At 73.4% G+C, this 26,619-nt stretch carries 24 protein-coding genes; 19 read left to right on the top strand and 5 right to left on the bottom strand.

Translation table 11 applies throughout. The features are described 5' to 3' along the window. Positions 1-94 precede the first annotated feature (94 nt). The 8 genes from ACIDOF_RS22895 (at position 95) to ACIDOF_RS22860 (ending at position 7,415) form a co-directional block, all read left to right on the top strand. Entirely contained in the window at positions 95-1,066 is a 972-nt protein-coding gene (locus ACIDOF_RS22895) for a dihydrodipicolinate synthase family protein (RefSeq protein ID WP_409007888.1), read from the top strand. Then, positions 1,063-2,046 carry an ROK family protein gene (locus tag ACIDOF_RS22890; protein ID WP_409007887.1) on the top strand — a complete coding sequence of 328 codons (984 nt, stop codon included), beginning with the start codon at positions 1,063-1,065 and terminating at the stop codon, positions 2,044-2,046. The genes ACIDOF_RS22895 and ACIDOF_RS22890 overlap by 4 nt, the downstream gene beginning before the upstream one ends. Before the next feature lie 141 nt (positions 2,047-2,187). Further along, positions 2,188-2,877 carry an N-acetylmannosamine-6-phosphate 2-epimerase gene (locus ACIDOF_RS22885; protein ID WP_409007886.1) on the top strand — a complete coding sequence of 230 codons (690 nt, stop codon included), beginning with the start codon at positions 2,188-2,190 and terminating at the stop codon, positions 2,875-2,877. Between the two features lie 54 nt (positions 2,878-2,931). Then, entirely contained in the window at positions 2,932-4,386 is a 1,455-nt protein-coding gene (locus ACIDOF_RS22880; protein WP_409007885.1) for a sialate:H+ symport family MFS transporter, read from the top strand. Between the two features lie 164 nt (positions 4,387-4,550). Continuing rightward, a complete protein-coding gene (locus tag ACIDOF_RS22875) occupies positions 4,551-5,198 on the top strand; it encodes a Type-2Aa cytolytic delta-endotoxin (RefSeq protein WP_409007884.1) in 648 nt (215 codons plus the stop codon). Between the two features lie 46 nt (positions 5,199-5,244). Then, the gene (locus ACIDOF_RS22870) at positions 5,245-5,685 is read left to right on the top strand and encodes a VOC family protein (protein WP_409007883.1); all 441 of its coding nucleotides are present in this window, start codon (positions 5,245-5,247) and stop codon (positions 5,683-5,685) included. Between the two features lie 331 nt (positions 5,686-6,016). Then, positions 6,017-6,406: a hypothetical protein gene (locus tag ACIDOF_RS22865; protein WP_409007882.1), complete on the top strand. Its 390-nt coding sequence runs from the start codon at positions 6,017-6,019 to the stop codon at positions 6,404-6,406. 283 nt (positions 6,407-6,689) lie between these two features. Further along, positions 6,690-7,415, top strand: coding sequence for a TetR/AcrR family transcriptional regulator (locus ACIDOF_RS22860; protein WP_409007881.1), 726 nt, complete (start codon positions 6,690-6,692; stop codon positions 7,413-7,415). Here the strand turns inward: ACIDOF_RS22860 and ACIDOF_RS22855 are convergent. Next, a complete protein-coding gene (locus ACIDOF_RS22855; RefSeq protein ID WP_409007909.1) occupies positions 7,403-8,902 on the bottom strand; it encodes an LVIVD repeat-containing protein in 1,500 nt (499 codons plus the stop codon). The two genes, ACIDOF_RS22860 and ACIDOF_RS22855, sit on opposite strands and share 13 nt — an antisense overlap. Before the next feature lie 166 nt (positions 8,903-9,068). Here ACIDOF_RS22855 and ACIDOF_RS22850 point away from each other — a divergent pair, with 166 nt between their 5' ends. The 3 genes from ACIDOF_RS22850 to ACIDOF_RS22840 all read left to right on the top strand — a co-directional run bounded on the left by ACIDOF_RS22850 (position 9,069) and on the right by ACIDOF_RS22840 (position 12,531). After that, positions 9,069-9,809 carry a DUF305 domain-containing protein gene (locus ACIDOF_RS22850; protein WP_409007880.1) on the top strand — a complete coding sequence of 247 codons (741 nt, stop codon included), beginning with the start codon at positions 9,069-9,071 and terminating at the stop codon, positions 9,807-9,809. A 204-nt stretch (positions 9,810-10,013) separates the two neighbouring features. Then, complete coding sequence (locus tag ACIDOF_RS22845) at positions 10,014-11,393, top strand: FAD-dependent oxidoreductase (protein WP_409007879.1); 1,380 nt, start codon at positions 10,014-10,016, stop codon at positions 11,391-11,393. Between the two features lie 160 nt (positions 11,394-11,553). Then, entirely contained in the window at positions 11,554-12,531 is a 978-nt protein-coding gene (locus ACIDOF_RS22840) for an alpha/beta fold hydrolase (RefSeq protein WP_409007878.1), read from the top strand. A gap of 28 nt (positions 12,532-12,559) precedes the next feature. On the opposite strand, the gene ACIDOF_RS22835 is transcribed toward ACIDOF_RS22840, so the two are convergent. Then, a complete protein-coding gene (locus ACIDOF_RS22835; protein ID WP_409007877.1) occupies positions 12,560-12,925 on the bottom strand; it encodes an ArsR/SmtB family transcription factor in 366 nt (121 codons plus the stop codon). 198 nt (positions 12,926-13,123) lie between these two features. On the opposite strand from ACIDOF_RS22835, the gene ACIDOF_RS22830 reads away from it, so the two are divergent. Continuing rightward, on the top strand, positions 13,124-14,206 hold the full coding sequence (locus ACIDOF_RS22830; protein ID WP_409007876.1) for an NADH:flavin oxidoreductase/NADH oxidase: 1,083 nt from the start codon (positions 13,124-13,126) through the stop codon (positions 14,204-14,206). A 270-nt stretch (positions 14,207-14,476) separates the two neighbouring features. After that, positions 14,477-14,905: a nuclear transport factor 2 family protein gene (locus ACIDOF_RS22825; protein WP_409007875.1), complete on the top strand. Its 429-nt coding sequence runs from the start codon at positions 14,477-14,479 to the stop codon at positions 14,903-14,905. A 106-nt stretch (positions 14,906-15,011) separates the two neighbouring features. Here ACIDOF_RS22825 and aroQ read toward each other — a convergent pair whose 3' ends face one another. After that, positions 15,012-15,473 carry a type II 3-dehydroquinate dehydratase gene (gene aroQ, locus ACIDOF_RS22820; protein ID WP_409007873.1) on the bottom strand — a complete coding sequence of 154 codons (462 nt, stop codon included), beginning with the start codon at positions 15,471-15,473 and terminating at the stop codon, positions 15,012-15,014. Between the two features lie 63 nt (positions 15,474-15,536). On the opposite strand from aroQ, the gene mmuM reads away from it, so the two are divergent. The 5 genes from mmuM to ACIDOF_RS22795 all read left to right on the top strand — a co-directional run bounded on the left by mmuM (position 15,537) and on the right by ACIDOF_RS22795 (position 21,060). Then, positions 15,537-16,499, top strand: a complete 963-nt coding sequence (gene mmuM / locus ACIDOF_RS22815) for a homocysteine S-methyltransferase (protein WP_409007872.1) — start codon at positions 15,537-15,539, stop codon at positions 16,497-16,499. Between the two features lie 264 nt (positions 16,500-16,763). Next, positions 16,764-17,918 (top strand): WD40/YVTN/BNR-like repeat-containing protein, encoded by a 1,155-nt coding sequence (locus tag ACIDOF_RS22810; RefSeq protein ID WP_409007871.1) that lies wholly within the window; start codon positions 16,764-16,766, stop codon positions 17,916-17,918. Positions 17,919-18,145: 227 nt separating this feature from the next. Continuing rightward, a complete protein-coding gene (locus ACIDOF_RS22805) occupies positions 18,146-18,823 on the top strand; it encodes a uracil-DNA glycosylase (protein WP_409007870.1) in 678 nt (225 codons plus the stop codon). Next, a complete protein-coding gene (locus tag ACIDOF_RS22800; protein ID WP_409007869.1) occupies positions 18,820-19,860 on the top strand; it encodes an N-acetylglucosamine kinase in 1,041 nt (346 codons plus the stop codon). The genes ACIDOF_RS22805 and ACIDOF_RS22800 overlap by 4 nt, the downstream gene beginning before the upstream one ends. A 273-nt stretch (positions 19,861-20,133) precedes the next feature. After that, positions 20,134-21,060: a sirohydrochlorin chelatase gene (locus ACIDOF_RS22795; protein ID WP_409007868.1), complete on the top strand. Its 927-nt coding sequence runs from the start codon at positions 20,134-20,136 to the stop codon at positions 21,058-21,060. A gap of 146 nt (positions 21,061-21,206) precedes the next feature. Here ACIDOF_RS22795 and ACIDOF_RS22790 read toward each other — a convergent pair whose 3' ends face one another. Then, a complete protein-coding gene (locus ACIDOF_RS22790) occupies positions 21,207-22,244 on the bottom strand; it encodes a lactonase family protein (RefSeq protein ID WP_409007867.1) in 1,038 nt (345 codons plus the stop codon). A gap of 663 nt (positions 22,245-22,907) precedes the next feature. Then, complete coding sequence (locus ACIDOF_RS22785) at positions 22,908-24,419, bottom strand: FUSC family protein (protein WP_409007866.1); 1,512 nt, start codon at positions 24,417-24,419, stop codon at positions 22,908-22,910. Between the two features lie 468 nt (positions 24,420-24,887). Between ACIDOF_RS22785 and ACIDOF_RS22780 the strand changes: the two genes are divergently transcribed. After that, complete coding sequence (locus tag ACIDOF_RS22780; RefSeq protein WP_409007865.1) at positions 24,888-26,606, top strand: hypothetical protein; 1,719 nt, start codon at positions 24,888-24,890, stop codon at positions 26,604-26,606. Positions 26,607-26,619 lie beyond the last annotated feature (13 nt).

Genomic DNA, 26,619 nt, shown 5'->3' with positions numbered 1-26,619 from the left:
ACCTGCCATGGACGGGCAGGTCTATGGTGACCATGACATGGGACATCCTACGTCCCATGTCCCGTCGTCTCGAGCCGTTCCGGGAGTCACCGCCATGTCCCCTGTCTCGCCTCTCGCCGCCCCGCTCCGGGGTGTCGTGCCGCCCGTCTGCACCCCGCTCACTCCTCAGGGGGAGGTCGACACCGATGCGTTGGCCCGGCTCGTCGAGCATCTCGTCGGGTCCGGCGTGCACGGCCTGTTCGCGCTCGGATCGACCGGCGAGGTCGCCTACCTGACGGATGCTCAGCGGGCCGCGGCCCTCGGCGCCGTGGTCGAGGCGGCGGCCGGACGGGTTCCCGTGCTCGCGGGCGTCATCGACACGACCACCGCCCGCGTCGCCCAACACGCCCGCACCGCAGCCGAGTTGGGGGCGGACGCGCTCGTGGCCACGGCCCCGTTCTACACCCGCACCCACCCGAAGGAGATCGCCGCCCACTTCCGGGACCTGCGTACGGCGGTCGACCTGCCGTTGTTCGCGTACGACATCCCGGTCGCCGTGCACAGCAAGCTCACGCCGGGACTCGTGCGCGAACTCGCGGCGGACGGCACGCTCGCCGGGCTGAAGGACAGCAGCGGCGACGAGGGCTCGCTGCGCCGGCTGCTCGTCGCGCTCGGCGGCCGCGAGGGCCGCGCGACCGGGCCCGCCCCGCACTTCGCGGTGCTCACCGGGTCCGAACTCACCGTGGATTCCGCCCTGTTGGCGGGCTGCGACGGCGTGGTGCCGGGCCTCGGCAACGTCGACCCGGCCGGGTACGTACGCCTCTACGAGGCCGCCCGCGCCGGTGACTTCGGGCTCGCCGCGAAGGAGCAGGAGCGGCTCGTCGAGCTGTTCGGGATGGTCGACTGCGGGCCCGAGTCGGAGATGGGCCGCAGCTCGTCCGCGCTCGGCTCGTTCAAGGCGGCGCTGTGGCTGCTCGGCCTCGTCGACTGCCCCGCCACCGCCCGCCCGCAGATCCCGCTCGGCGAGGCGGCGGTGGCGGAGGTCGCGGAGCGTCTGCGCGCCGCCGGACTCGTGCCGACGCGATGAGAGACGCGAGTCGACTCCCCTCTGCGATACGCACGCTGCCGTCCCGCTCGGCCACCGAGCCCGTCGTCGGTCTCGACCTCGGCGGTACGAAGATCGCCGCCGCGCTCGTCGCCGCCGACGGGACCGTCCTGACCCGCCGCACCCGGCCGACCCCGGCCGCCGACGGCGCCGAAGCGGTCCTGGACGCGCTGGCCGCGGCGGCGACGGAGGTGGCGTCCGAGGCTGCGTCCGGCGCGGAGCCGCGAGCGGTGGGCGTGGCCGCCGCCGGGGTGATCGACCCGGTTTCCGGAACCGTCACCGGAGCCACCGACACGATCCGCGGCTGGCCCGGCACACCGCTCGCCCCGGCCCTCGCCGCCCGCCTCGGCACACCGGTGGCCTGCGACAACGACGTACGGGCGACGGCCGGTCCGGAACTCGCCGCGCTGCCCGACGGTTCCTCGCTGCTCTATCTCGCGGTCGGAACCGGAATCGGCGGCGCGGTCGCCGTCGACGGTCGGATGGCACACGGCGGGCGCGGTGTCGCCGGGCACCTCGGGCATCTGCCGAGCCCGGAGGCGGACGGTCTGCCGTGCACCTGCGGCGCGGTCGGCCACCTGGAGGCGGTCGCGGCGGGGCCCGGCATCACGGCCCTGTACGAGCGGCTCTCCGGCCGGTCCGCCGGGCGGCTTCAGACGGTCGCGCGGCGCGCCGAGCAGGGCGACGCGGCCGCCGCGCAGGCCATCACGGTCGGCGCACGCGCGGCGGGCCGGATGCTCGGCGGCCTGGCGAACGCGCTCGGCCCCGACCGGGTCGTCGTCGGCGGCGGCGTGACCGGCCTCGGCCACCGCTGGTTCGCCCCGCTGACGGAGGCGTTCACCGCCGAACTCCTCACCCCGATCGGGGAGTTGCGCCCGCATCCCCCGCGCTTCGGCGCCGACGCGGCGGTACGAGGAGCGGCCCTCCTGACGGCCACGGCACCGATGCACCACCCCGCCTGAGCGCCCTTCCGCCCCGCCTGACTCCCCTTCCACCTCACCTGACTTTCCCTCAGTCCCGCCTGCCTTCCTTCCTCACAGCCCCACTTGACGCCCCCTCAGCCCACCGGAGCGACCTTGACGACGCCCCCGCCGTACCCCCGCATGCCCGAGCCTCTCCTCGCCTCCCTGGCCGGGCGGCTGATCGTCTCCTGCCAGGCGCCGCCCGGCGATCCGATGCGGACCGTCGACGCCCTCGTACTCCTCGCCCGCTGCGCGGAGTTGGGCGGGGCGGGCGGGATACGGGCCGACGAGCCGGAGGCCGTAGCCGCGATCCGGGCCGAGGTGGACCTGCCGCTCGTCGGCCTGTGGAAGGACGGCGACACCGGCGTCCGCATCACGCCCACCGTCCGGCACGCCCTCGCCGTCGCCGAGGCGGGCGCCGACGTGGTGGCCGCCGACGCGACCGGCCGCCCACGCCCCGACGGCTCGACGTTCGCCGAACTCGTCGCCGCCGTGCACGCGGCCGGCGCCCTGGTCATGGCCGACGTGGCCACCCACGCCGAGGGTGTCGCGGCCGCCGCGCAGGGCGCCGACCTGGTGTCCACCACCCTGTCCGGGTACGCGCCGGGCTCGCCGCGCCAGGACGGGCCCGACCTCGACCTGGTGTCCTCGCTCGCGGCGGCCCTGCCCGTGCCGGTGGTCGCGGAAGGGCGGCTGCACACGCCCAGGCAGGCCGCCGAGGCGCTCGCCCGCGGGGCGCACAGCGTGGTCGTCGGCACCGCCATCACCGCGCCCACCGCCCTCACCCGCCGCTTCGCGACGGCCGTCGCCAACGCGCCCCGGCCCGCCTGAACAGCCACCGGCACCCTCGACCCGTACGACGATCCCCCTGGAGCCCCTGTGTCCGTGTCCGCACCGCCCCGCCCGCTCCCCTGGTACCGCGAAGTCGGCCATACGCAGTGGAAGTCGTTCGGCGCCGCCTGGATCGGCTATGTCCTCGACGGTTTCGACTTCGTCCTCATCTCCCTCGTCCTGACCGAGATCAGCGACGAGTTCGGCCTGAGCACCGTCGAGGCGGCGAGCCTCGTGTCCGGTGCGTTCATCACGCGCTGGCTCGGCGGCGCGGTGCTCGGGGCGATCGGCGACCGGTACGGCCGCAAGCTGTCGATGGTGCTGAGCATCGTGCTGTTCTCGGTCGGCACGTTCGCCTGCGGCTTCGCCTGGGACTACACCAGCCTGTTCGTCGCGCGGCTCGCGATCGGCATGGGCATGGCCGGCGAGTACAGCGCGAGCGCCACGTACGTCATGGAGAGCTGGCCGGCCCGCGTCCGCAACCGGGCCAGCGGCTTCCTGATCTCGGGCTTCTCCCTCGGCTCGGTGCTCGCCGCGCAGGTCTACAACTGGGTGGTGCCGACGCTGGGTTGGCGCTGGATGTTCTACGTGGGGCTCGTCCCGATCGTCATGGCGCTGTGGATGCGGCGGGCGCTTCCGGAGGCCGCCGAGTGGACCGAGGCCGTCGGGGAGCGGGCGGCCAGACCGAACCCGTTCCGCCCGCTGTTCGCCGACCGGACCCGGGCGACGGTCAACACGGCGCTCGCGGTGGCCGCGACGGTCTCCCTGTTCGCCGTGTTCACACCGCTCGGCGCGGGTCTGGTGCCGCTGCTCTCGGTGCTCGCGGGGCTCTGTCTGGCCGCGTTCGCCGTGCAGTTGGGCGGGCGGCGCGGCTGGCCGCTGTACCTGGCGATGATCGTCACCGTGTTCTTCGCGTTCCTCTACACCTGGCCCATCCAGTCGCTGCTGCCCACCTATCTGAAGACCGAGCTCGGCTACAGCCCGGACCAGGTCACGGACGTCCTGTACTTCGCGGGCTTCGGCACGATGGCGGGCTGCTGGCTCGCGGGCTTCGTCGGCGACTGGATCGGCACGAAGAAGGCGTACGCGTGCACACTGCTCGCGTCGTTGGCGTTCGTGTTCCCCGTGTTCGCGGTCGAGGACGACCTGCTGCTCCTGGGCGCGCTGCTGTTCGTGCTGCAGGCGTTCAGCTTCGGCATCTCGGGCCTGCTGCCCCGCTACATCGGCGGCCACTTCCCCACGGAAGTACGGGGTGCCGCGCTCGGGTTCACGTACAACGTGGGGGCGTTGGGCGGAGCCGTCGCGCCGGTGCTCGGGGCACAGCTCGCGTCGGGCATGGACCTGGGGAGGGCGCTCGCGGTGCTCACGTTCGCGGGGACCGTGCTGGTCGTCGTCCTCGTCGGCCTCGACGTGCCGGGACGGCTCGGCCGGCTGACGGACCCGGACAGCGTGCCGGACCACCTGGCGGAGTCCGCGTCGGCGGCGCCGCGGGGCGTTCCGGAACGGTAGGCGCCCGGCGTTCCGGAGCGGTAGGCGCGGGCTCGCCCGGCGTCCGGCCCGCGAGACGGTGTGCGGCACACCACACCGCCAAAGGCATACTGTCGCCCGCTAGTTGATCGGGCGCGGCACGAGGGCCCCGGGCGGACCAGGGCCGGTGGCAAGGGGAGCAGGCGATGACGGACACGACGACGAACCCGACGACGGAGCCCATGACGAACCCAGCGGTGAGCACTGCGTTCAAACCCGTGAGCGCGGCCTTCAAGCCCCTGATCGCGGTCGGCCCCGAGTACGCCGAGCAGGCCGCGGCGGCCGAGGCCCGGCTGCAGGAAGCGCTGGCCGAAGCCGTCGCCGCCCCGTCGGGGTTCCGGTTCGGCCCGGTGCAGTCGGCGGCGAGGGACCTGCCGGGGGCGTCGATCGTCCGGATCATCCCCGGCTTCGCGCTGCAGGAGCACGCCCCGACGCACGTCATGGTCCTCACCCTCAAGCAGGCGGTACGCCAGGCGCTGTCGCTGCCGCTGGGCGACGAGGAGTTCTGGGACCGCGTGGAGGAGACCCTCACGGGCGCGTTCGTCGGCCTCGCCGACCAGCTCGACGCCCCGCACCTGGTCCTGCACACGTCGGACGAGGGCACGCGGTACGACTACCACCTGCTGTTCGCCCTCCAGGACGAGGCGACCGAGGGGTTCCTGTACGTGGTGGCGTTCTGCGTGCACGTGACGGTGGGGCTCGACCGGGACCGGCTCCTCGGCCTGGCCGTCACGGACCCGGCTCCGTACACGCTGGGGCTCGACGCGGTGTGCGTCCGCATGCCGGCGGCCTGAGGCCGGATCCCCTGCGGGGTGCCAACTGCGGGGCTACGGTGGCCGGATGGAACAGCGCATCAGTCTGATCACACTCGGCGTCCGCGACCTGGCCCGCTCCCGCGCCTTCTACGAGGCCCTCGGCTGGCGCGGCCAGGAGGTCCAGGAGACGGTGTTCTTCCAGGCCGGCGGGCAGGGGCTCGTCCTGTGGAGCCGCGGGAAGCTGGCCGCGGACTGCGGGGTGGACGACACGGGCGAACCGGGCTTCGGCGGCATCACGCTCGCCCACAACGTCCGCTCCGCGGCGGAGGTGGACGAGCTGATGGCCGCGGCCCGGGACGCCGGCGCCCGCATCACGAAGCCGGCGACCCACTCCGAACTCGGCTTCTACACCGGCGTCTTCCTGGACCCCGACAACCACCCCTGGGAAATCGCCCACAACCCGGGCTTCCCGCTGTCCGCGGACGGGTCCCTGACGATCCCGGACTTGTCCTTGCCGGAGACCTGATCCGCACTCTGGCCCGGGGGGACCGGGCCGGCCCGCCGACGCGCTCGGGGCGGGCCCAGCGTGCCCCGCCCCGCCGGGCTGGGGCCACGGCGTCCGTCCGAGGTGGCCCGCCGACGGGCCCGAGGCGACGGGTTGTCGGGCCCGTCGGTCCATCCGGCTGTCAGGCCGTCGGGCTGCCGATCTGTCAGGCCATCAGGCCATCACGCCGCCGGCCGACAGCTCGGCGGTCCGGCGAGGCGCCAGGCCTCGGACCATCAGGCCGCCGGGCTGCACGGAGCGTAGTGTTGACAGGGCATCTACAACTCGACCTCGCTCTCAGAGGAGGTCCGCCATGTCGACCGACCCGCCCTCCCAGCAGCCCGGCTGGGACCCGCGCTCTCAAAGGCCTCAGGTCCCACAGCACCCTCGGCCCCAGCGGGATTCCGGGCCCGAGGGTTCCGCGGAGAAACCCCGCAGACGCCGCCGGGTCTTCCTCTGGGTGTTCCTGGCGATCCAACTGCTCTTCCTCGTGTGGGTGATCACCGGCGCCGCGTCCGCAGGAGGCACACCCGAGGACTGCGGCACCCTCGACTCGACCACCTGCAACGAGGCCGAGAACCTCGGCACGGCCATCGGCGTGGGGCTGATCGTCGCGATCTGGGTCGCGGTGGACGTCATCCTGGGCATCACGTACGCCGTCTACCGACTCAGCCGCAGAAGCAGCCGCCCGACCCGCACCTGACGCCTGCGTCCCGCGTCCTAGGCCACGACATCCTCTGCGACGGTGATCGTCACCACGTCCCGGGTACTCGCCACCGTGCAAGGGCGCGCCCAGCCCAGCCCCGGCCCGGCCCGGCCAGGACGACGAACCCGACCCGACACCCGCCCGCGTACACAAAAAGCCGCCCGCATTTCGGACGATCCCCCGCGTCGCCCGAAATGCGAACGGCCGGCCGGGCCCGGGAGGGGCTCGGCGTACGCGCTGAGTATAGTTGGCTGCGAGCCAGTCAACGCAGGAGTTCAGGATGTCTCCGCGAAGCGCAGCGGTCAACGAGGAATTGCGGCGCCGGTCCCGCGAGCGGCTGCTCGACGCGACGGTGACGCTGGTCGGCGAGCGCGGTTACGAGGCGACGACCCTCGGTGACATCGCGGATCTCGCCGGTTCCGCCCGCGGCCTGATCTCGTACTACTTCCCCGGCAAGCGCCAGCTGCTGCAGTCCGCCGTGCACCGCCTGATGCATCTGACCCTCGAGGCCGCCCTGGAGCGCGAGCCGCGCACCGACGACGGGCGCGAGCGGCTCGCCCGCGCCATCGACGCGATCCTGGGGCTCGCGCAGGAGCGGCCGGTGCTGATGCGGACGCACATGGCGGGCATCCTGCAGGCCGAGGGTTTCGTGCAGTGCCCCGAGCAGCAGCGGCTCGCCGAGCTGCTCAAGGACACCGTGCGGCGGTACGGCGCGGAGGACGTCGACGTCGAGTACCCGCTGCTGCGCGCCCTGCTGATGGGCGCCGTCGTCGCGGTGCTGCTGCCCGGCGCCCCGATGCCCGCGGCCACGCTGCGCGCCGAGCTGTTCCAGCGGTACGGCCTGGACTGGGAGGCCGGGTTCCCGCCCGGCGAGCGGCCCGCCGTCGGGCCCCGGACGACGCTGGCCCCGGTGGGCGGCACGGAACCGCTCACCGGGGCGGCAGCGGCGGCCGCGGGCGGGCCGGCGTCAGTGCCCCGGCCCGCCCCGGCACGTCACCCGAAGTAGTCGGGCTGCGTCTGCACGTTCAGCTCGCTCATGCGGACGCTCTTGGCCGGGTCCGTACGCTTGTCGTTGATCTTCAGTACGTCGAAGCCCTTGGCCATGTCGTTCGAGTAGATGTGGCCGTTGTAGTAGTACGCGGACCAGGAGCCGCCGGACTGGATGGCGTCCGTGGACAGCGGGCCGCGCTCGAAGTACGCGATCTCCTTCGGCTTGGCGGAGTCGGTGAAGTCCCAGACGGAGATGCCGCCCTGGTACCAGGCCTGCACCATGAGGTCCTTGCCCTTGACCGGGATCAGCGAGCCGTTGTGGGCGACGCAGTTCTCGGTGTCCGCCTGGTGGCGCGGGATCTTGTAGTAGCTCTTGAAGACCAGCTTGCGGTCGTCGCCCTTGCCCTGGATCTCGTAGATGCCGTCGGCACCGCGGTTCGGCCCGGTGGCCTCGTTGCAGGTGGCCGCGCCGCCGCCGCCGAGCTCGTCGGTGAAGACGACCTTGTCGGCGGTCTGGTTGAAGGTCGCCGAGTGCCAGAACGCGAAGTTCACGTTGTCCTGCACCTGGTCGATGACCTTCGGCTGCTCCGGGTCCTCGATGTCGAAGAGGATGCCGTCGCCCATGCACGCGCCGGCCGCGAGGTCCTTCGAGGGCAGCACGGTGATGTCGTGGCAGCCGGTGGTCTTCGAGACGCCCGGGTTGGTGGGCCCGCCCGGGTTGCCGCCGCCGTCCGGCCCGTCACCGGGGAACAGCACGGGGAAGCCGACGACCGCGGCCTTCTGCGGCGCGTTGCGCGGCACCTTGATGACGGAGATCCCGTCGTGCGGCGGCTGGCAGTCCGGGAAGGTGGCGCTCGGCGAGTACGAGGAGACGTACACGTAGACGTTCTTGCGCTCGGGCACCAGGGTGTGGGTGTGCGAGCCGCAGGCGGTCTCGACGGCGGCGACGTACTTGGGGTTGGCCTTGTCGCTGATGTCGAAGACCTTCATGCCCTCCCACGAGGACTTCTCGGTCGCCGGCTGCGTGGTGCTGTTGCAGCTGCTGTCGCTGCGCGAGGAGTCGGTGGACAGGAACAGCAGGTTCCCGGAGACCGACACGTCGTTCTGCGAGCCGGGGCAGAGCACCTGGGCGACGGTCTTGGGCGCCTTCGGGTTGCTGATGTCGAAGATGCGGAAGCCGTCGTAGTTGCCTGCGAACGCGTACTTGCCCTGGAAGGCCAGGTCCGAATTGGTGCCCTTCAGCGCGTCCTTGGGGGTGTTCCCGAGGTGCTCGATGTTGTCGGAGTGGACGATCTCGTTCGGCGCGGGTATCTCGCCGCTCTCTATCGCCCGCTCGGCCTCGGCCTGCTCGCTCTTCGAGACCTCGCGCTTGGTGGGCGCGTCGCCCGGGTCGGGGGTGGCCGCGGCAGGTGCTGCCGTCAGGAGTGCTGCGGCGAGCCCGGCGGCCGCGGCGAAGACGCCCAGGCGTCTGCGTCGCGCTCGGGGTTCGGTCAACAGGGTCACTGCGTGTCCTCCCTTGTAGCCGTTCAGAGTTGAACGGTTCACGGACACCCGCAGTATCGTCGTCGCCATGCCCATATCAACAGATGGCAACGTACTTGTCATGTAAGTCGTGGACGGCACACCCTTGTCGTCACGCCCGTCAACACGTGTGCCACTGGAGGCAGTTGTGCCGAAACGCCGCAGATCGCCGCGCACCCACGTGCTCACCGCCCTCGCCGCGGTGACCCTGATCGGGGCCGCCCTGACGGGATGTGACTCCTCGTCGGCGAGCGACCGGGCGGGCGCCGAGGGCTCCGGCAAGGACGGTCCGGCGGTGATCGCGCCGGGCAAACCGGGCGAGGACAACGAGCGGATCTCGCCAGCGGAAGCGGCCGCGAAGAGCGACGACGACACCCCCAATTCGGCTGACTTCGCCTACGCCGAGATGATGATCGAGCACCACGCGCAGGCGCTCGTGATGACCGAACTCGCCCCGGAACGCGCCCAGTCGAAGCAGGTGAAGGGCCTCGCCGAACGCATCGGCGCCGCCCAGGGGCCGGAGATCGACGCGATGAAGGGCTGGCTGAAAAAGCACGACGCACACAAGCGTCACGGCAAGGACGGCGGCTCCCACGAGGGCCACGGCGACGGCCACGCGGGCGGCGACGGAGACGGCCACGCGGACGGCCACGGCGGCGCCCCCATGCCCGGCATGGCCACCGAGGCGCAGCTGAAGAGCCTGCGCGCGGCGAAGGGCGCGGCGTTCGACGAGCTGTTCCTGAAGCTGATGATCACGCACCACGACGGCGCCGTGACGATGGCCACCGACCTTCTCGCCGAGGGCAACAACATCCAGATCGAGGAGATGGCCAACGACACGGTGGCCCAGCAGAGCGCCGAGATCAGCCGGATGCGCGGCATGTCCTGACCGGCCGGCCTCGGCCTCCGTGGCGTACGGCGATCCACGGGCCGTACGGCGATGCCCGAACCGTGGCGCGATTTCCGGACCGGGCCGCGATGCCCGAACCGTGCGGCGATTTCGGGCCGGGCCGCGTGTGCCCGCCGGTCGGGCCGGGCGGCGGTGCCATGCTGGGGGACCTCCCAGGGCACCGTCTCCCGGAAGGAGCCCGCCGTGCTGCATGTCGCCGTCGTCGGATCGGGGCCGAGCGGGGTCTACACCGCGCAGACCCTGCTGGAACACGCACGGGACCCCGGCCCGCCCCGTGGCGAGGACGTGCGCGTCGACGTACTGGACCGGCTGCCGTGCCCGTACGGCCTGGTCAGGTACGGCGTCGCACCGGACCACGAGAAGATCAAGTCACTGCAGAACAACCTCAGGACCGTCCTCGACGACCCGCACGTGCGGTTCCTAGGCGGCGTCGAGGTCGGCCCGGCGGGCGTCTCCCCTGCCAAGCTCCTGGAGTGGTACGACGCGGTGGTGTACTGCGTGGGCGCCGCCGCCGACCGGCGCCTCGGCGTCCCGGGCGAGGACCTGCCGGGCAGCCGCTCGGCCACCGAGTTCGTGTCCTGGTACAGCGCGCACCCGGACGCGGCGGACGACGGCTTCGTACGGGACGCGCGGTCGGCCGTCGTGCTGGGCGCGGGGAACGTGGCCGTGGACGTGGCCCGGATCCTCGCGCGCGGCGCCGACGAGCTGCGGCCGACGGACATGCCGCAGGCCGCCCTCGACGCGTTGGCGCACAGCGGGGTGCGGGACGTGCACATGGTGGGCCGGCGCGGCCCCTCGCAGGCCAAGTTCACGACGAAGGAGCTGCGGGAGCTGGACACGCTCGCCGACGCCGAAGTCGTCGTGGATCCGGCCGAGTTGGCGCTCGACCCGGCCTGCGCCGACCCCGGTTCGCTGCCCGCGCCGAACCGTCGCAACGTCGAGGTCCTCAAGGAGTGGGCCGAGCGGCCGCGGGAGGGCCGGGCGGCACGCCGTATCCATCTGCGGTTCTTCCTGCGGCCCGTCGAACTCCTCGACAGGGGCGGGCGGTTGGGCGCGGTGCGGTTCGAGCGAACCGCACCGGACGGGGCTGGAGGCGTGCGGGGTACCGGCCAATTCGAGGACATCCAGGCCGAGTTGGCGCTGCGCTCGGTCGGCTACCGCGGAGTGCCGTTGCGGGGGCTGCCGTTCGACGCTGAGTCGGGCACGGTGCCGCACGAGGCGGGCCGGGTGCTGCGCGCGGGCCGTGTCTCCCCCGGCGAGTACGTGGCGGGCTGGATCAAACGCGGGCCCACCGGGGTGATCGGCACCAACCGCCCGTGCGCGAAGGAGACCGTCAACTCCCTGCTGGCGGACGTGCGTTCACGTCCCCTGGGCGGCGGCGCTCGTACCCGCGACCCGCTGGACGGGCTGCGCTCCCTCGGGGTGCGGCCGGTCGAGTGGACGGGCTGGGAGTCGATCGAACGCGCGGAGGCGGATCTGGGCGCCTCCCTCGGCCGCGGCCCGGTGAAGATCCCGGACTGGGAGGGCCTGTTCGCGGCGGCCGACAAGGCGGAAGGCCGGTAGGCGTCAGTAGGAATCGGCAGGAATCGCCAGGCACCGCCGGCGCGCCTGCTCGGCCCGTCCGTACAGAATTTGCCGGGCCGGCAAAGACGCTCGCCACCCCGCGACCGGTGCGCCCACCATCGACGTACCGCGTCCACCCGCCCCGCAGGAGGAGCCCCGCATGCCGTACGCCGAGCCCGCACACCGTCTGATCGAAGGTCCCGCAGGCCCTGTCCATGTCGTCGAGCAGGGCTCGGGGCCGCTGGTGCTGCTCGTGCACGGCTTCCCGGAGACCTCCTCGTCCTGGCGCCACCAGCTGCCCGCGCTCGCCGCGGCCGGGTACCGCGCGGCCGCCCTGGACGTGCGCGGCTACGGCCGCTCCGCCGCGCCGGACGACCCGGCGGCGTACCGCATGCTCGACCTCGTCGAGGACAACGCCGCCGTCGTACGGGCCCTCGGCGCGGACCGCGCGGTCGTCGTGGGGCACGACTGGGGGTCGCCGATCGCGGCGAACACCGCGCTGGTCAGGCCGGAGCTGTGCGCGGGCGTCGGCATGCTGGGCGTGCCGTACGGCCCGCGCGGCCCGGTGCGGCCCGGCGAGGCGTTCGCGGGGATCGGCGGGGACGAGGAGTTCTACGTCGCGTACTTCCAGGAGCCGGGCCGCGCCGAGGCCGAGATCGCGCCGGACGTGCGGTCCTGGCTCGGCGGTTTCTACGCGGCGCTCTCGGCGGACACCATGGCGCACGACGGCCCGTCCCCGTTCTTCGTGCCGCGCGGCGCCCGCATGGCCGACCGCTTCCCGGCCGTCCCGCCGCTCCCGTCCTGGCTCACGGACGCCGAACTCGACGCCAGGGCAACGGAGTTCGGCCGTACGGGCATGACGGGCGCCCTCAACCGGTATCGCAACGTCGACCGCGACTGGCAGGACCTCGCGCCCTGGGACGGCGCGCCGCTCACGCATCCCGCGCTGTACGTCGCCGGGGCCCTGGACGCGTCGACGCGCTGGCTCGCGGACGCGGTGGACGCCTTCCCGAAGACGGTGCCGAACCTGCACGCGGCCCAGCTGCTCGACGGCTGCGGCCACTGGGTGCAGCAGGAGCGGCCGGACGAGGTCAACCGGCTCCTCGTGGAGTGGCTGGACACGCTCGACCTGGACTGAGGCCGAGCCGTCGCCCGAACCGCCCGGCTCAGTGCGCGCCGAGGCGTTCCGTCTGGCGGGCCGCCGCGCTCAGGACGCTGTCGAGCAGTCCGGGGAAGAGCGCGTCCAGGTCGTCCCGGCGCAGGCCGCTCATCTTGGCCGTGCCCCGGTAGCACTGCCGGATCACACCGCTCTCGCGCAGCACCCGGAAGTGGTGCGTGGTGGTCGACTTGGTGACCGGCAGTTCGAAGTACGAGCAGGCCAATTCGTCCTCGGCGGTGGCGAGTTCGGTGACGATGCGCAGCCGCATCGGGTCGGAGAGGGCGTGCAGCACGCCTTCGAGTCGGATCTCTTCGAGCGCGGGGTGCTCCAGCGTGCGGCTGCTGCCCGTGCTCTTCGCGGCGGCGGGGGTCACTGCGGCTCCACTCCATCGGCCCGGTCTTCGTGTCGTCGAGAACTCCGGGGAGAGCTCGATCGGGAACTTCATTGTACGAGAACCCTCGTAGTTTGACAGGTCTCGTACTACGGTGGGTATCGTACTAACCGGCGCCGCTCCTGGTGGCGCCGGAGCGCCGTGCTCGGCGTGCCACCCCATCCACGAATGGAGTCCGTTGTGAGTGCCCTGTTCGAGCCGTACACCCTCCGGTCGGTGACCATCCCCAACCGCGTATGGATGGCGCCCATGTGCCAGTACTCCGCGGAGGTCTTCGGCCCGAACGCCGGCGTGGCGGGCGACTGGCACTTCGCCCACTACGGCGCCCGCGCCATCGGCGGCACCGGGCTCGTCCTCGTCGAGGCCACCGCCGTCAGCCCGGAGGGCCGGATCAGCCCCGCCGACCTCGGCATCTGGAACGACACCCAGGTCGCGGCCCTGCGCCGGATCACCGCGTTCCTGAAGGAGCGCGGCACCGTGCCCGGCATCCAGATCGCGCACGCCGGCCGCAAGGCCTCCACGGACCGCCCCTGGAAGAACCGCGGCAACCCGGTCGGCCCCGACGAGCACGGCTGGCAGCCGCTCGCCCCGAGCCCGGTGCCGTACCACGAGGGGCACCCCGTGCCGGCCGAGCTGACGGTGGACCAGATCCACGAGATCGTCGGCCAGTTCGCGGACGCGGCGCGGCGCGCGCATGACGCCGGGTTCGAGGTCGTCGAGGTGCACGGCGCGCACGGCTACCTGATCCACGAGTTCCTCTCCCCGCACTCCAACAAGCGCACCGACGAGTACGGCGGCTCGTACGAGAACCGCACGCGCTTCCCGCTCGAAGTCGTCGACGCCGTGCGGGCGGTGTGGCCCGAGGACAAGCCGCTGTTCTTCCGCATCTCGGCCACCGACTGGCTGGACGAGGGCGGCTGGACGGCCGACGACACGGTCCGGTTCGCGCGGCAGCTCAAGGAGCACGGTGTCGACCTGCTCGACGTGTCCTCCGGCGCCAACGTGTCCGGCGTCAAGATCCCCGTCGGCCCCGGCTACCAGGTGCCCTTCGCCGCCCGCGTCAAGAACGAGACGGACCTGCCGGTCGCCGCGGTCGGCCTGATCACCGACACGCAGCAGGCCGAGAAGATCCTGAAGAACGGCGAGGCGGACGCGGTCCTGCTCGGCCGCGAGCTGCTGCGCAACCCCTCCTGGGCCCTGCACGCGGCGCGCGAGCTGGACGCCGACATCCAGGTGCCGAACCAGTACGCCTGGGCGATCTGAGGCGGTCCGACACGTCGGCGAGGCGGTCGACGCACCCCCGAAACACGCTCCGGGCCCGCCCGGCAGCCACTCAGGGGTGCGTCGATCGCCCTCGCGTACCGCATGTCACCCTCCGAACAACGGAGTTGACGCGGACCCGGAGGCGGGCCTCCGCGACCGCGCCCGCGCCCGCCCGGTCGCGTCCCACCGGCCCTCCCGGCCGCCCGGACGCGCCGGACGCGTTCTCGCACACCCTCCCGCGGACCCCGACAGGCCCGTACGATCTGCGCAATGGACGACATCTTCCCCGCTGAGGCCCTGATCGGTGCCGAACGACGGCTGGCCGCCGCCGTTCTGGCCCGGGACATGGACGCCCTCGACCGGATGCTGCACCCGCAATTCGTCTCCGTCCGCCCGGACGGCCGCAGCCTGGACCGCAGCGAGGAGATAAGGGAACTGTCCACGGGACGCCTGGTCGTGGCCGACCTCGTCCCCGAGGAGACCCTCGCGACCGTCAACGGCCGCGCCGGCATCACCCGCCGCACGCTGACCGCCGAGGGCAACTGGCTCGGAAACCCGTTCCACGCGCGCGTGCTGTGCACCCGCACGTGGGTCCAAGTGCCCGACGGCTGGCTCGTGTTGCTCTCCCGCGTGGGCCCCGCGCCCGACGAGCCGGAGCTCGACCCCAAGTGCGGAGTGCAGCTCACCGCCCGCTGCTGAGCCGCCCTCCCCCACCGCGCACAGCCGCGCCCGCCCGGCCTCCACGGACCGGGCGGGCGCGCCGCGTTCGTACGGAAATCCGCCGTCGGTACAGGGAATCCGCAGCTCAGGCAGAGGCCGCCTTCGCGAGGCGGTCCAGGCCCTCGATCGCGAGCCGGTACCCCTCCGTGCCGAAGCCGACGACGATGCCCGCGGCGGCCGGCGACAGGTACGAGTGGTTCCGGAACGGCTCGCGCGCGTGCACGTTGGAGATGTGCACCTCGATGGCGCGCAGGCCGACGCCCTTGATCGCGTCGTGCAGCGCGACCGACGTGTGCGTGTACGCCCCCGCGTTGATCACCGCGCCGATCAGCTCGCCCTCGGCCTGCGCCCGGCCCGCCTCGTGCACCCAGTCGATCAACTCGCCCTCGTGGTTGGACTGCCGGCAGTCCGCCGTCAGGCCCAGCCCCGCCGCGGTCTCCGCGCACAGCGCCTCGACGTCCTTGAGGGTCTGCGCCCCGTAGATGCCGGGCTCACGCGTGCCGAGCAGGTTCAGATTGGGGCCGTTGAGGATCAGTACCGTTGCCATGCGCCCAGCGTACGGCCAGGTCGGACGGGGTCGTCCGACGGGCGTCCGGGTTAGCTTCGACACATGGGACGTATCGGAAGAGCAACCGAAGCACCGCGCGTGCAGCCCTCACTGCCCGAGGCCGTCGCCACCGGGCCGGTGGTCCTGGACGGCGGCATGTCGAACCAGCTGGAGTCCGCCGGGCACGACCTGAGCGACGCCCTCTGGTCCGCCCGCCTCCTCGCCGACCAGCCCGACGCCGTCACGGACGCGCATCTCGCGTACTACGAGTCCGGCGCGAGCGTCGCCATCACGGCCAGCTACCAGGCCACGTACGAGGGCTTCGCCCGGTACGGCCTGGACTCCGCACGTACGAGCGAACTGCTGCGCCTGAGTGTGCAGTCGGCGCGCGAGGCCGCAGCGCGCGCCGTCTCTGCCGGAGTGCGCCGTCCGCTGTGGGTGGCCGCCTCCGCGGGGCCGTACGGGGCGATGCTCGCGGACGGTTCGGAGTACCGCGGCCGGTACGGCCTGACGGTCGACGAACTGGAACGCTTCCACCGGCCCCGCCTCGAGACCCTCGCCGCGGCCGGCCCCGACGCGCTCGCCCTGGAGACCGTTCCGGACACGGACGAGGCGGAGGCACTGGTGCGCGCGGTGCGTGGCCTGGGCGTGCCGGCATGGCTGTCGTTCAGCGTGGCGGGAACGCGGACGCGGGCGGGGCAGCCGCTGGAGAAGGCGTTCGCGCTGGCCGCGGAGTGCGAGGAGATCTTCGCGGTCGGCGTGAACTGCTGCAGCCCGCAGGACGCCGACGTCGCGGTCCCGCTCGCCGCGCAGGTCACGGGCAAGCCAGTCGTGGTCTACCCCAACAGCGGCGAGACCTGGAACGCCGAGTCCCGCACCTGGCAGGGCCCACCGACGTTCTCGTCCGAACGAGTCCTGAGCTGGGTGAACGCAGGCGCCCGCCTGGTGGGCGGCTGCTGCCGAGTGGGCCCCGCCGAGATCACCACAATCGGCTCCCTGGTGGCACCCCCCGGCAACGCCTCCTAGCCCAGGGGCACGGGGCCGCGCGCCCGCCCGGGCCCGGGGCGCAGCCCCGAAAAGGGGCGCGGGGAACTGCGCGACCAGCCACGACGACGCGGCAGCCGAACGGGGCCCGTCGGGGCGCAGCCCCGAAAAAAGGGGCGCGGGGAACTGCGCGACCAGCCACGACGAAGCCGCAGACGAACGAGGACCCGTGGGGCCGGGGGGCCGGGGCGGAGCCCCGGGGCGGCGGATCACCGCAGGTCCGGGGTGTTTCCCGGGCCGTTGTCAGTGCCCGGGTGCAGACTGACCCATGTCGTGGACAACGAGGTCAACCGACATGCACCGGAGGTGGTCGGCATGCCGACCGATGTTCTGCTCGCCGTAGGCACCCGGAAGGGACTCTTCCTGGGACACAGGCGAGGCGTCGCCTGGGAGTTCGACGGACCGCATTTCAACGCGCAGGCGGTGTACTCCGTCGCGATCGACACCCGGGGCGACACCCCGCGCCTGCTGGCGGGCGGGGACAGTGCGCACTACGGTCCGTCGGTCTTCCACTCCGACGACCTGGGCGCCACCTGGACCGAGCCGACGAAGCCACCCGTCAAGTTCCCGAAGGACACCGGGACTTCACTGGAGCGCGTCTGGCAGCTGCACCCCTCCGCGGCCGAGCCGGACGTGGTGTACGCGGGCACGGAACCCGCCGCCCTGTACCGCTCGGAGGACCGCGGCGAGAGCTTCGAGCTGGTCCGCCCGCTGTGGGAGCACCCGACGCGCTCGCAGTGGGTGCCGGGCGGTGGGGGCGAGGGGCTGCACACGATCCTGACGGACGCCCGGGACCCGAACGCGATCACGGTCGCCGTGTCCACCGCGGGCGTGTTCCGCACCGAGGACGGGGGCGCGAGCTGGCAGCCGTCCAACTCCGGGGTGTCGGCGGTGTTCCTGCCCGACCCGAACCCGGAGTTCGGCCAGTGCGTGCACAAGGTCGCCCGGGACGCGGCGGACCCGGACCGCCTGTATCTGCAGAACCACTGGGGGGTGTACCGCAGCGACGACGGGGGCGCCCGCTGGACGGACATCGGCGAGGGCCTCCCCTCGGACTTCGGTTTCGCCGTCGCCGCCCACCCGCACCGCGCGGACACGGCGTACGTGTTCCCGATCAACGCCGACATCGACCGTGTCCCCGCCGAGCATCGCTGCCGGGTCTTCCGTACGCAGGACGCGGGCAAGACGTGGGAGCCGCTCACCGAGGGCCTCCCGGAGACCGACCACTACGGCACGGTGCTGCGGGACGCGCTCTGCACGGACGACGCGGACCCGGCGGGCGTGTACTTCGGCAACCGCAACGGCGAGGTGTTCGCGAGCGCGGACGACGGCGAGAGCTGGCAGACGCTTGCCACGCACCTGCCGGACGTGCTGTGCGTACGGGCGGCGGTGATCGGCTGAGCAGCGGCGGGGAACCGCGCCGTACCACGCGTACCGGTGCGTATCGCGCGTACTGGGCGAAGTGCCAGGGGGATCAAGGGAGTTCGGCGGCGTCGGCCGTGCGTGTGCCGGGCTCGGGGGAAGCGTACGGCGGCCGGGGCCGAGGGGCTCCGGCCGCCGCAGGGGGGATGGTCGTATGTCGGTCTCGGGGTTGATCGCCACGTCCGTTGCACCAGTAGGGTGACGCCGTGGCAGCACGACCGTTGAAAGAAATCGTCGAACCAGGCTGGGCCGCGGCTCTCGAGCCGGTGGCCGAACGCGTCGCCGGGATGGGGGACTTCCTCCGCGCGGAGATCGCGGCGGGCCGTACGTACCTCCCGTCCGGGGCGCATGTCCTGAGAGCGTTCCAGCAGCCCTTCGACGAGGTGAAGGTGCTCATCGTCGGGCAGGACCCGTACCCCACTCCGGGGCACGCGGTGGGGCTGAGTTTCTCCGTCGCGCCGGAGGTGCGGCCGCTGCCGCCCAGCCTGATCAACATCTACCGCGAGCTGGGCTCCGACCTGGGCGTGCCGCAGCCGAGCAACGGCGACCTCACGCCGTGGACGCGGCAGGGCGTGCTGCTGCTCAACAGGGCGCTCACCACGGCGCCCCGGCGTCCGGCGGCGCACCGCGGCAAGGGCTGGGAAGAGGTCACGGAGCAGGCGATCCGCGCCCTGGCCGCGCGGGGGCGCCCGCTGGTGTCCGTGCTCTGGGGCCGGGACGCCCGCAACCTGCGCCCGCTCCTCGGCGACCTGCCGGCGGTCGAGTCCGCGCACCCCTCGCCGATGTCCGCCGACCGCGGCTTCTTCGGCTCGCGCCCGTTCAGCCGGGTCAACGACCTGCTGGTACGGCAGGGCGCGCAGCCCGTGGACTGGCGGCTGCCGTGACCGCCGCCGCGCCCTGGGTGCTCGGCGTCGACTCGGGCGGCTCCGGCCTGCGCGTGACGCTGGCGCCCGCAGTCGGCGCCGCGGGACGGCACACGCGCGTGTCCCGCGAACCCGTACGCACCGGCGAGGCAGGCATCGACGCCGGGCATCTGATGGGCCAACTCGCCCCGATGGCACGTGAGTTGCTCGCCGAAGTCGAAGTCGATACCGATACTGATGCCGACGCCGACGCCGGGCGCGAGCGCACGGTCGGCGGGGCGGCGGACGCCGGTGCGGCGATCTCCGCCGTCGCCGTGGGCGCTGCGGGCATGGCGACCCTGGGCGGCGATCTGCGCGCCCGCCTGCCCGCAGCGCTCGCCGAGACCTTCGGCGTGCGCCGGGTCGCGCTCGCGGCGGACGCGGTGACGGCGTACGCGGGGGCGCTCGGGCAGCGGCCCGGCGCGGTCGTCGCCGCGGGCACGGGCCTGATCGCGCTCGGCACGGACTTGCGGAGCTGGCGCCGGGCCGACGGCTGGGGTCACCTGCTCGGCGACTGCGGCGGCGGCGCCTGGATCGGCAGGGCCGGACTCGACGCGGCGATGCGCGCGTACGACGGGCGGCGCGGAGGTTCGCCGGCGCTGCTCGCGGCGGCCGAGGCGCGCTTCGACGGCCCGGCGCACGAACTGCCCGGCAAGCTCTACCCGCGGTCCGACCGTCCGGCGGTGCTCGCCTCGTTCGCGCCCGAGGTGGCCCGCTGTGCACCGCACGACCCGGTCGCGGCGGGCATCCTGCGGGAGGCGGCCGGGCACATCGCGGAAGCGGCCGTCGCGGCCTGCCCGAGCGGGCCGGAGGCCGAAGTGGCGTTCACCGGCGGCCTGTTCAAGATGGGTGCGCCCCTGCTCGTACCGCTGGAGGAGGAGCTGGCCGCCCGACGGCCCGGCACGCGGGCCGTCCCGGCCGAGGGCGATCCGCTCGACGGCGCCGTGGTCCTCGCGCGGGCCCTCGCGGCCGGTGAGCTGCGGCTGCCGCACGACGGGCGCATGCTGCACCTGCCCTGAGCGCGCCCCGTGGCCGCCGAGGCGAGCGCCCGACGGGCCGAGCGGCACCGGCACACGCGCCCCATCGCCCCGACGGCACCGGGACACGCGCCCCGTCGCCCCAGCGGCACCGGCGTCGACGGTCTGACCTGCGCGTGTGCCGAGGGGTGTCAACTAGCGCCTGGAATCCGACAGTCACGGAATTCGCCGCTCAACGGATAAAACCGGACGGATACCACTCAGGTGGCACCTGCCCGAACAGCGCCACGCCGGAAACCAGTAGCATGCGGCGCCATGAGCTCCCCCACTGGGCCCGACAACGGCCTGCCCGTACGAATGCCGCGACCTCGACAGCCCGGTCGGCACCGCCGCCCGGAACCCGCGGTGGCTCCCGAGGGAGCACCCGCACTGGTTCTCGCCGTGCCCGGCGCGCCGTCCTCGGCGACGCGCGGCCTCGCCGAAGAGGTCGTCAGCATCGCCCGTTCCGAGCTGCCCGGCCTGGACGCCCGGATCGGCTACCTCGACGGTGACGACGCCGAGTACCCCACGCTGCCCGCCGTGCTCGCGCACGCCGCCGAGCAGCGCACCGCCCGCCACCAGCAGGCGCTCGCCGCCGGCCAGGACGTGCCCGCCCCGCAGGGCCCCGTCGCCGTCGTCGTGCCGCTCCTCGCCGGCCCGGACAACGCGCTGATGCGCCAGGTCCGCCAGGCCGTCATGGACAGCCGCGTGGCCGCCGAGCTGACCGACGTGCTCGGTCCGCACCCGCTGCTCGCCGAGGCGCTGCACGTCCGCCTGTCGGAGGCCGGGCTCGCCCGCGCCGACCGCGCGCGCCTGTTCACGGTGGCCACGGCCGCGGACGGCATCATCCTCGCGACCATCGGCGGCGAGGAGGCCGTGCAGGCCGCCGGGATCACCGGCATGCTGCTCGCCGCGCGCCTCGCCGTGCCGGTGATGGCCGCCGCGCTCGACCAGGACGGCGCGATCGCCGCGACCGCCGAGCAGCTGCGGGGCTCCGGCTCCGCGCACCTGGCGCTCGCCCCGCACCTGATCGGCCCCGAGGTGCCCGAGGGCCTCCTCGACGCCGCCGCCAAGGACGCGGGCTGCGCGTACGCGGAGGCGCTGGGCGCGTACCCGGCGATCGGCAAGCTGGCGCTGTCGCAGTACATGGCCGCGCTCGGCATCACACCGCCGCAGGGCCAGGGCGCCCCCCAGTCGCGTTGAGCGGCGAGCTGGGCGACTTAGCACGCACAGGTCCGGCCTGTCCGAACTGTCCGACCTCCAAGGGCCCGTCCCCCGGCCTCCGGGTGACGGGCCCTTCGCATGCCCGCGACCGCCGCTCGCGAAGGCCGGGGGCGGGTCGTCGGGCGTCAGCCGAAGACGACGCAGGACGCGGCCGGTACGGGGACGGAGCCGCCGCGCCGGGGCAGGCCCGTCTCCGGGTCGACGGTGAACCAGGTGACGTCGCCGGACCGCTCGTTCGCCGCGTACAGGAAACGGCCCGACGGGTGCAGGGCCAGGTCGCGCGGCCAGTGTCCGCCGCAGTCGACGGTGGCGGTGAGCCGGAGCCCCGAGCCGTCCGCCGCGTCCGGATCGGCGGCGAGCACGGAGATCACGTCCTGACCGCGGGTGGCGGTCCACACGAACCGCCCGTCGGGCGCGACGACGACCTCCGAGGGGTACGCGTCGCCGCTCGGGTCGCCGTCGAGCACGGGGATCTCGGCGCGGGGCGTGAGCTGTCCGGCAACCGGGTCCCAGGCGCAGACGGTGAGGGTCGGGGCGAGTTCGTTGAGTACGTACACGGTGTGGCCGTCGGGATGGAAGGCCAGGTGGCGCGGTCCGCTGCCGGGGCGCATCGGCACGTCGCGGTGGACGCGCAGGGCGCCGTCGGCGAGAGTGCGGACGCCGACGGTGTCGGTGCCGAGGTCGACGGTGAGGACGAAGCCGCCGGCCGGGGCGGGCAGCACCTGGTGGGCGTGCGGGCCCTCCTGCCGGTCCGGGTCGGGGCCGGTGCCCTCGTGCCGCAGGACGTGGACGGGCCCGGCGGGCGCGGAGTCGGCGCCGAGCGGCAGGCAGGAGACGCTGCCCGAGCCGTAGTTGGCGGTGAGCAGCCGGCCGTCGGCGAGCGCGAGGTGCGTCGGCCCCGAGCCCCGCACGGGCACGGGCGGAGCGATCAGTTCCGGCACGTCGTCGCGTACGGAGAGCGCGGCGGCCGCGCCGTCCTCGGTCTCGCTCACCGCGTACAGGACGCCCCTGTCGGGTGCGAGCGCGAGGTACGAGGGGTCGGGCACGGCGTCGGTCGCGGCCAGCGGGGTGAGGGCGCCGCTGTCGGCGTCGAGCCGGGCGACGGTGACGCCGTGGCCTCCGGCGGAGGTGAAGGAACCGATGTACGCCCGCGCGTCGCCCACGTCTGAACCCCTTGCCGGTGAGGTGCCTGCCGGGGGCGACGGTAGCAGGGGGTCTAGACCAAGGGGCGGAGTTCGAGGGTCCCGCCGAAGGTCGACCGCCGGAGCCTGGGCTCATGCCCCACCGCCACCCGGTCCGATCGCCGCAGCGGGACAGCCGGTACGGGGAGGGCGTGCTCCGCGGCGCCGGGTTGGGCGAGGACCGGTTCGGCGGCGTCAGGCCGCGCCCGCCCCCCCCCCCGGCACACAGGCGTCGAGCAGAGCGAGGACGCGGCCGGGTGCACCCCTTGCGGGCCCTCATCGGGCTGAGCAGGGCGCGAGCGGGCCGAGGGGCGCGAGGGGGAGTCGTACCCGGCCGGGTGCTGTCGAGTTCGGCGACGCGTGGCCGGCTCGGCCTCGGCGGTGCCGGCGAGGGCGGCCTCGGCGGTGCCGGCGTGCACGGACCGCAGCGCGCTCGACTCGCGCGTCGGTGACGCAGTGCGTGGCGACCGGCAGGTGGGGCAGCACGGCGACGCCCGCGCAGAGGGAGCCGGGGAAGGCAAGGAGGAGCCCTCGCCACCTATCGGTATGGATGCCGTCTACCGGTGTGGATGCCGTGCTCGACCGGGAAGTCCGCGAGGCTGCTCGACACGGTCGTCCTGCCAAGTGCCGCGCAGCCTCAGCACCTCAGGTGCGAACCGACAGCTCGCTGGACCTGCGCAAAGGAACAGCCAGGTCGAGCAGCGCGCGCTCCAGAGCGTGGAGGTGGGCCAGGACGGGCTCGACGCCGGTCGGCTCGGGGGCCTCTGCGTCGTCGGGGCGGACGCGCCGCCGGACGGTCGGCGCGTCGGTGAGTGCCTCGACTGCGGCCTCCACCCGCCAGCACGCGGCAGCGAGCCGTGCGTCGTGCGAGGCCTCGGGGTCGGCAGCCACCGACGCGAGGCCACGCACCTCACGCGCGCACTCGTCGAGCAGCGCGAGCACCTGCCGGGCCCGCCCCTTGCGAGCCCGCATCGGGCTGAGCGGGTGCACGAGCGGCGCGAGCGACTGTCGTACCCGCCCCAGAATCGCCTCCAGTTCGGCCACGCGCGGGGCCGGATCCGCGTTCGGGCTGCCGGCGAGCCGCGCCGCCGCCTCCGCCGTGCAGGCGCGCACACAGTGCAACGCGCGCTCCACCCACGCCTCGGTCACGGCATGCGTGGTCACCGGCAGCACGAACAGCACAGCCAGGACGGCTCCGAGCGCGCCGACCGCGGTCTCGCTCACGCGCAGCGCCAGCAGCCCGGTGTCGAGCACGCCGAGCATCCCGTACAGCATGCTCGCCATCACCGTCACGGCGAGCATCATCCACGTGTACGAGACGGCAGCGGTGTAGAAGATGCCGAACACGCAGATCGCGATGACGACCACGGCGACCGCCGGCACGTGATGCAGCGGGACGGCGACGGCCAGACCCAGGGCCACCCCCAGCACCGTTCCCAGGAACCGCCTGAAACCGCGCACCACTGTCTCGCCGCGCGAGGTCGTGTTGACGAACACCCACCAGGCGGCGCCGACAGCCCAGTACCAACGCTGATCGGAAAGGACGTGCCCCGCGGTGAGCGCGATGCCGGTGGCCACGACCGCCTGTACGGCCTGCCGGGTCGTCATCCGAGCGAGCCCCTCGCCCCCGGTCGGGGCGGCGACCACGGCCGGTGCGGGAATCCGGCGCTCGTAGCACCACACTCCGAACCGCACCGCGGACGACGCCGCCAGAGACAGGAGCATGGCCCCGTACAGCTCGGGCAGTTGGCCGGGCACGGCATGCAGGAACTGGGCCACGAAGAGGGTCATGAACGCGTACACGCCGAGCGAGTGCCCGCGCGGTCCCCAGCGGCGCGCATACACCCCGGCTCCGACGACCGCCAGGAACACCGCGTCCAGGGCGAGGGGCTCGTCGTGCAGGACGGCCCCGAGCGCGAGCACCGGCAATCCGACAGCCGGCATCAGCGCAGTCGTCAGCGCCTGCCCTCGGACGGTCGCGTCCGTCACCGTGAACAGAGCGAGCAGCGCCGTCAGTCCCCCGGTGATGGCAGCCACCAGTGAGTACCCCACCGCTCCGCACAACGCCACCGCGAGCCCGATGCCCAGCACGGCCCGGCTCGCGAACCGCAGCCGGATCCGCCCCGGATCCGGCGCCACGAACGCTCTCTTCAGCAAGTTGCCCCGCCCGCTCCGCGCACCAGCTGCGCGGTTACATGAGTTCCGACATGAGAAAGGCGCCGCGGAGATCCTTCAGGATCCGCAGCGCCATCGCCCGAACATCTCAGCACGAGGGCGACCGATGGTTCAACAGCCACCACTTTCACTAGGCCAACGGCACAGCGCGGCGCGCCGCGGTCAGCCACAGCAGAGCCAACGGACCACCACGCGCAGACGCAGCCCGCTCCAGCCGCTCGACCGGGGCGAGGATGTCGTCCGCGGGGCAAGCCCATTACGGTGGACCGATCCTCGGCATGAACCCAGAGAGATTGATGCGCAGCTTGAACTGTGATAGGCCCACGATGACCGCGCACCGCGCACCGCGCACCGCGCACCGCGCACCGCGCACCGCGCACCGCGCACCGCGCACCGCGCACCGCGCACGACTGACTGACTCCGAGGCGCGGGCCGCCGGTGGTGGTCTCCGTGTTCGGTGACCACCACCTTCGTGTGCCGGTGGGCGCCGACGCCCACCGCTGGCGCACGTTCCCGGCGGAGCGGGTTCTCGTCGTCGCCGCGCGCACCGTCACCTCGACCGTGCGCACCCTCGAAGCACTGCCGTCGCTGCTGCGCGGAGACCCACGCGTGGCCGTCGTGTTCGCGTACGACGACACGTCCGCGTTCAACGCCGGCGTCCTGGACGTGCTGCACGATGCCGGCTGCCGTGTCATGCCGTGGGGGCAGCTTCGGGACATCAGCCCCGACCTGGTTCTCACCGCCAGCGAGAACATCGAGGTGCCTGAGGGCGATTACCCGGTCCTGGTGCTGCCGCACGGCGTCGGGTTCCAGAAGTACGTGCCGGACTCGCGCAGTTCCCGTACCCGGCTGTCAGGAGTCGTGAGCGACTCCCTGCTGGCCTCGGGCCGGGCGTGGCTGGCCGTCTCCCACCCGGCTCAACGCGAGCAGCTCCGCTCCGCCCACCCGGAGAGCGCGGGGCGCACGGTCCTGGTCGGAGATCCGTGTCTGGACGAGATCGTGGCGAGCAGGCCCCTGCGTCGCGCATACCGGAAAGCCTTGGGGGTCGCGGATCACCAGCGCCTGGTGGTCGTCAGTTCCACGTGGGGGCCCACGTCGCTGCTCGGCCGACAACCCGACCTGCCCGCACGCCTGTTGGCTGGACTCTGCTACGACGGCCACCGGGTCGCGGCCGTTGTCCATCCCAACGTGTGGTCGGCGCACGGCGCCTGGCAGATTCGCGCTCATCAGTCGGCGGCTCTCGACGCCGGCCTGCTGCTCATGCCCCCTGTACACGCGTGGCGGGCTGCCGTGGCCGCCGCGGACGTGGTCGTCGGCGACCACGGATCGGTCACGCTGTACGCCGCGGCGTCGGGCCGGCCCGTTCTGCTCGCCGCCTTCGGCGAGGACTCCGTGGCGGGCACGGCGGCCGCCGACCTCGCCGCGACGGCTCACCACCTCGACCTCCACGGAAACGTGCCCCAGCAGATCGAGGACGCCGTACGGGAGCACAGGCCCGAGACCTACGCGCGGCTGGCCGAGCGGGCCTTCGCCGACCCCGGTCGGGCACTGCCCCGGATGCGCGCGCTCCTGTACGAGTTGCTGAAGCTGCCGGAGCCTTCCTCACCGCCACCGGCCGCCCGTACCTTGCCGGTTCCGGATGTTGTCCCCACCCCGGTCACCGCCTGGGAGGTGGTCACCTCGGCCGCATGGGGCGCGGACGAGCCGGCCGTGCAGGTCACGCGTTTCCCCGCCTCCGTGGCGCCGCCCGCCCGGGAGGACGCTGCCGCGATGCCCGGCTCCTTCACCCATCTCGCCTGCTGTGAATCGGAGTCCGACTCGAGGCTTGTCGAAAGCGCGTCGGTGGTTCTCGGGGCCCGCCCGGCGTCCACCGCCGGCGGCGCACAGCGGTGGATCCGGGAGACGCTGGCCCGCCTGCCGGGCTGTCTCGCCGCGGCGACCACCGTACGGGGAGGCGGCTGTCTCGTCGGGCTGCGGGACGGGCGGGTGGTGGAGGCGACACCGACCGGTGTCGGCAGGGACCCCGGTCTGGCCGCGGCCGCTGTGTACGCCTGCGTACGCGCAGGGGCAGCGCTCGACGACGTCTGGCTGAAGCTGCGGATCACGGGCGTCGGTGACGAGAACGTGCTGGTCGGGCTGCGTCCCCGGCTGCCGGCCGGGGACGACTGAACACGGCTTCGGC

Source organism: Streptomyces sp. Da 82-17 (assembly GCF_046098215.1).
GTDB lineage: Bacteria > Actinomycetota > Actinomycetes > Streptomycetales > Streptomycetaceae > Streptomyces.
This window is presented reverse-complemented; position numbering and strand designations above follow the sequence as displayed.

Coding starts and splice junctions, on each gene's coding strand:
- ACIDOF_RS22870 (WP_409007883.1), top strand. CDS start 5,245: ATGGAACAGCGCATCAGTCTGATCACACTCGGCGTCCGCGACCTGGCC.
- ACIDOF_RS22865 (WP_409007882.1), top strand. CDS start 6,017: ATGTCGACCGACCCGCCCTCCCAGCAGCCCGGCTGGGACCCGCGCTCT.
- ACIDOF_RS22860 (WP_409007881.1), top strand. CDS start 6,690: ATGTCTCCGCGAAGCGCAGCGGTCAACGAGGAATTGCGGCGCCGGTCC.
- ACIDOF_RS22875 (WP_409007884.1), top strand. CDS start 4,551: ATGACGGACACGACGACGAACCCGACGACGGAGCCCATGACGAACCCA.
- ACIDOF_RS22885 (WP_409007886.1), top strand. CDS start 2,188: ATGCCCGAGCCTCTCCTCGCCTCCCTGGCCGGGCGGCTGATCGTCTCC.
- ACIDOF_RS22825 (WP_409007875.1), top strand. CDS start 14,477: ATGGACGACATCTTCCCCGCTGAGGCCCTGATCGGTGCCGAACGACGG.
- ACIDOF_RS22795 (WP_409007868.1), top strand. CDS start 20,134: ATGAGCTCCCCCACTGGGCCCGACAACGGCCTGCCCGTACGAATGCCG.
- aroQ (WP_409007873.1), bottom strand. CDS start 15,473: ATGGCAACGGTACTGATCCTCAACGGCCCCAATCTGAACCTGCTCGGC.
- ACIDOF_RS22840 (WP_409007878.1), top strand. CDS start 11,554: ATGCCGTACGCCGAGCCCGCACACCGTCTGATCGAAGGTCCCGCAGGC.
- ACIDOF_RS22895 (WP_409007888.1), top strand. CDS start 95: ATGTCCCCTGTCTCGCCTCTCGCCGCCCCGCTCCGGGGTGTCGTGCCG.
- ACIDOF_RS22890 (WP_409007887.1), top strand. CDS start 1,063: ATGAGAGACGCGAGTCGACTCCCCTCTGCGATACGCACGCTGCCGTCC.
- mmuM (WP_409007872.1), top strand. CDS start 15,537: ATGGGACGTATCGGAAGAGCAACCGAAGCACCGCGCGTGCAGCCCTCA.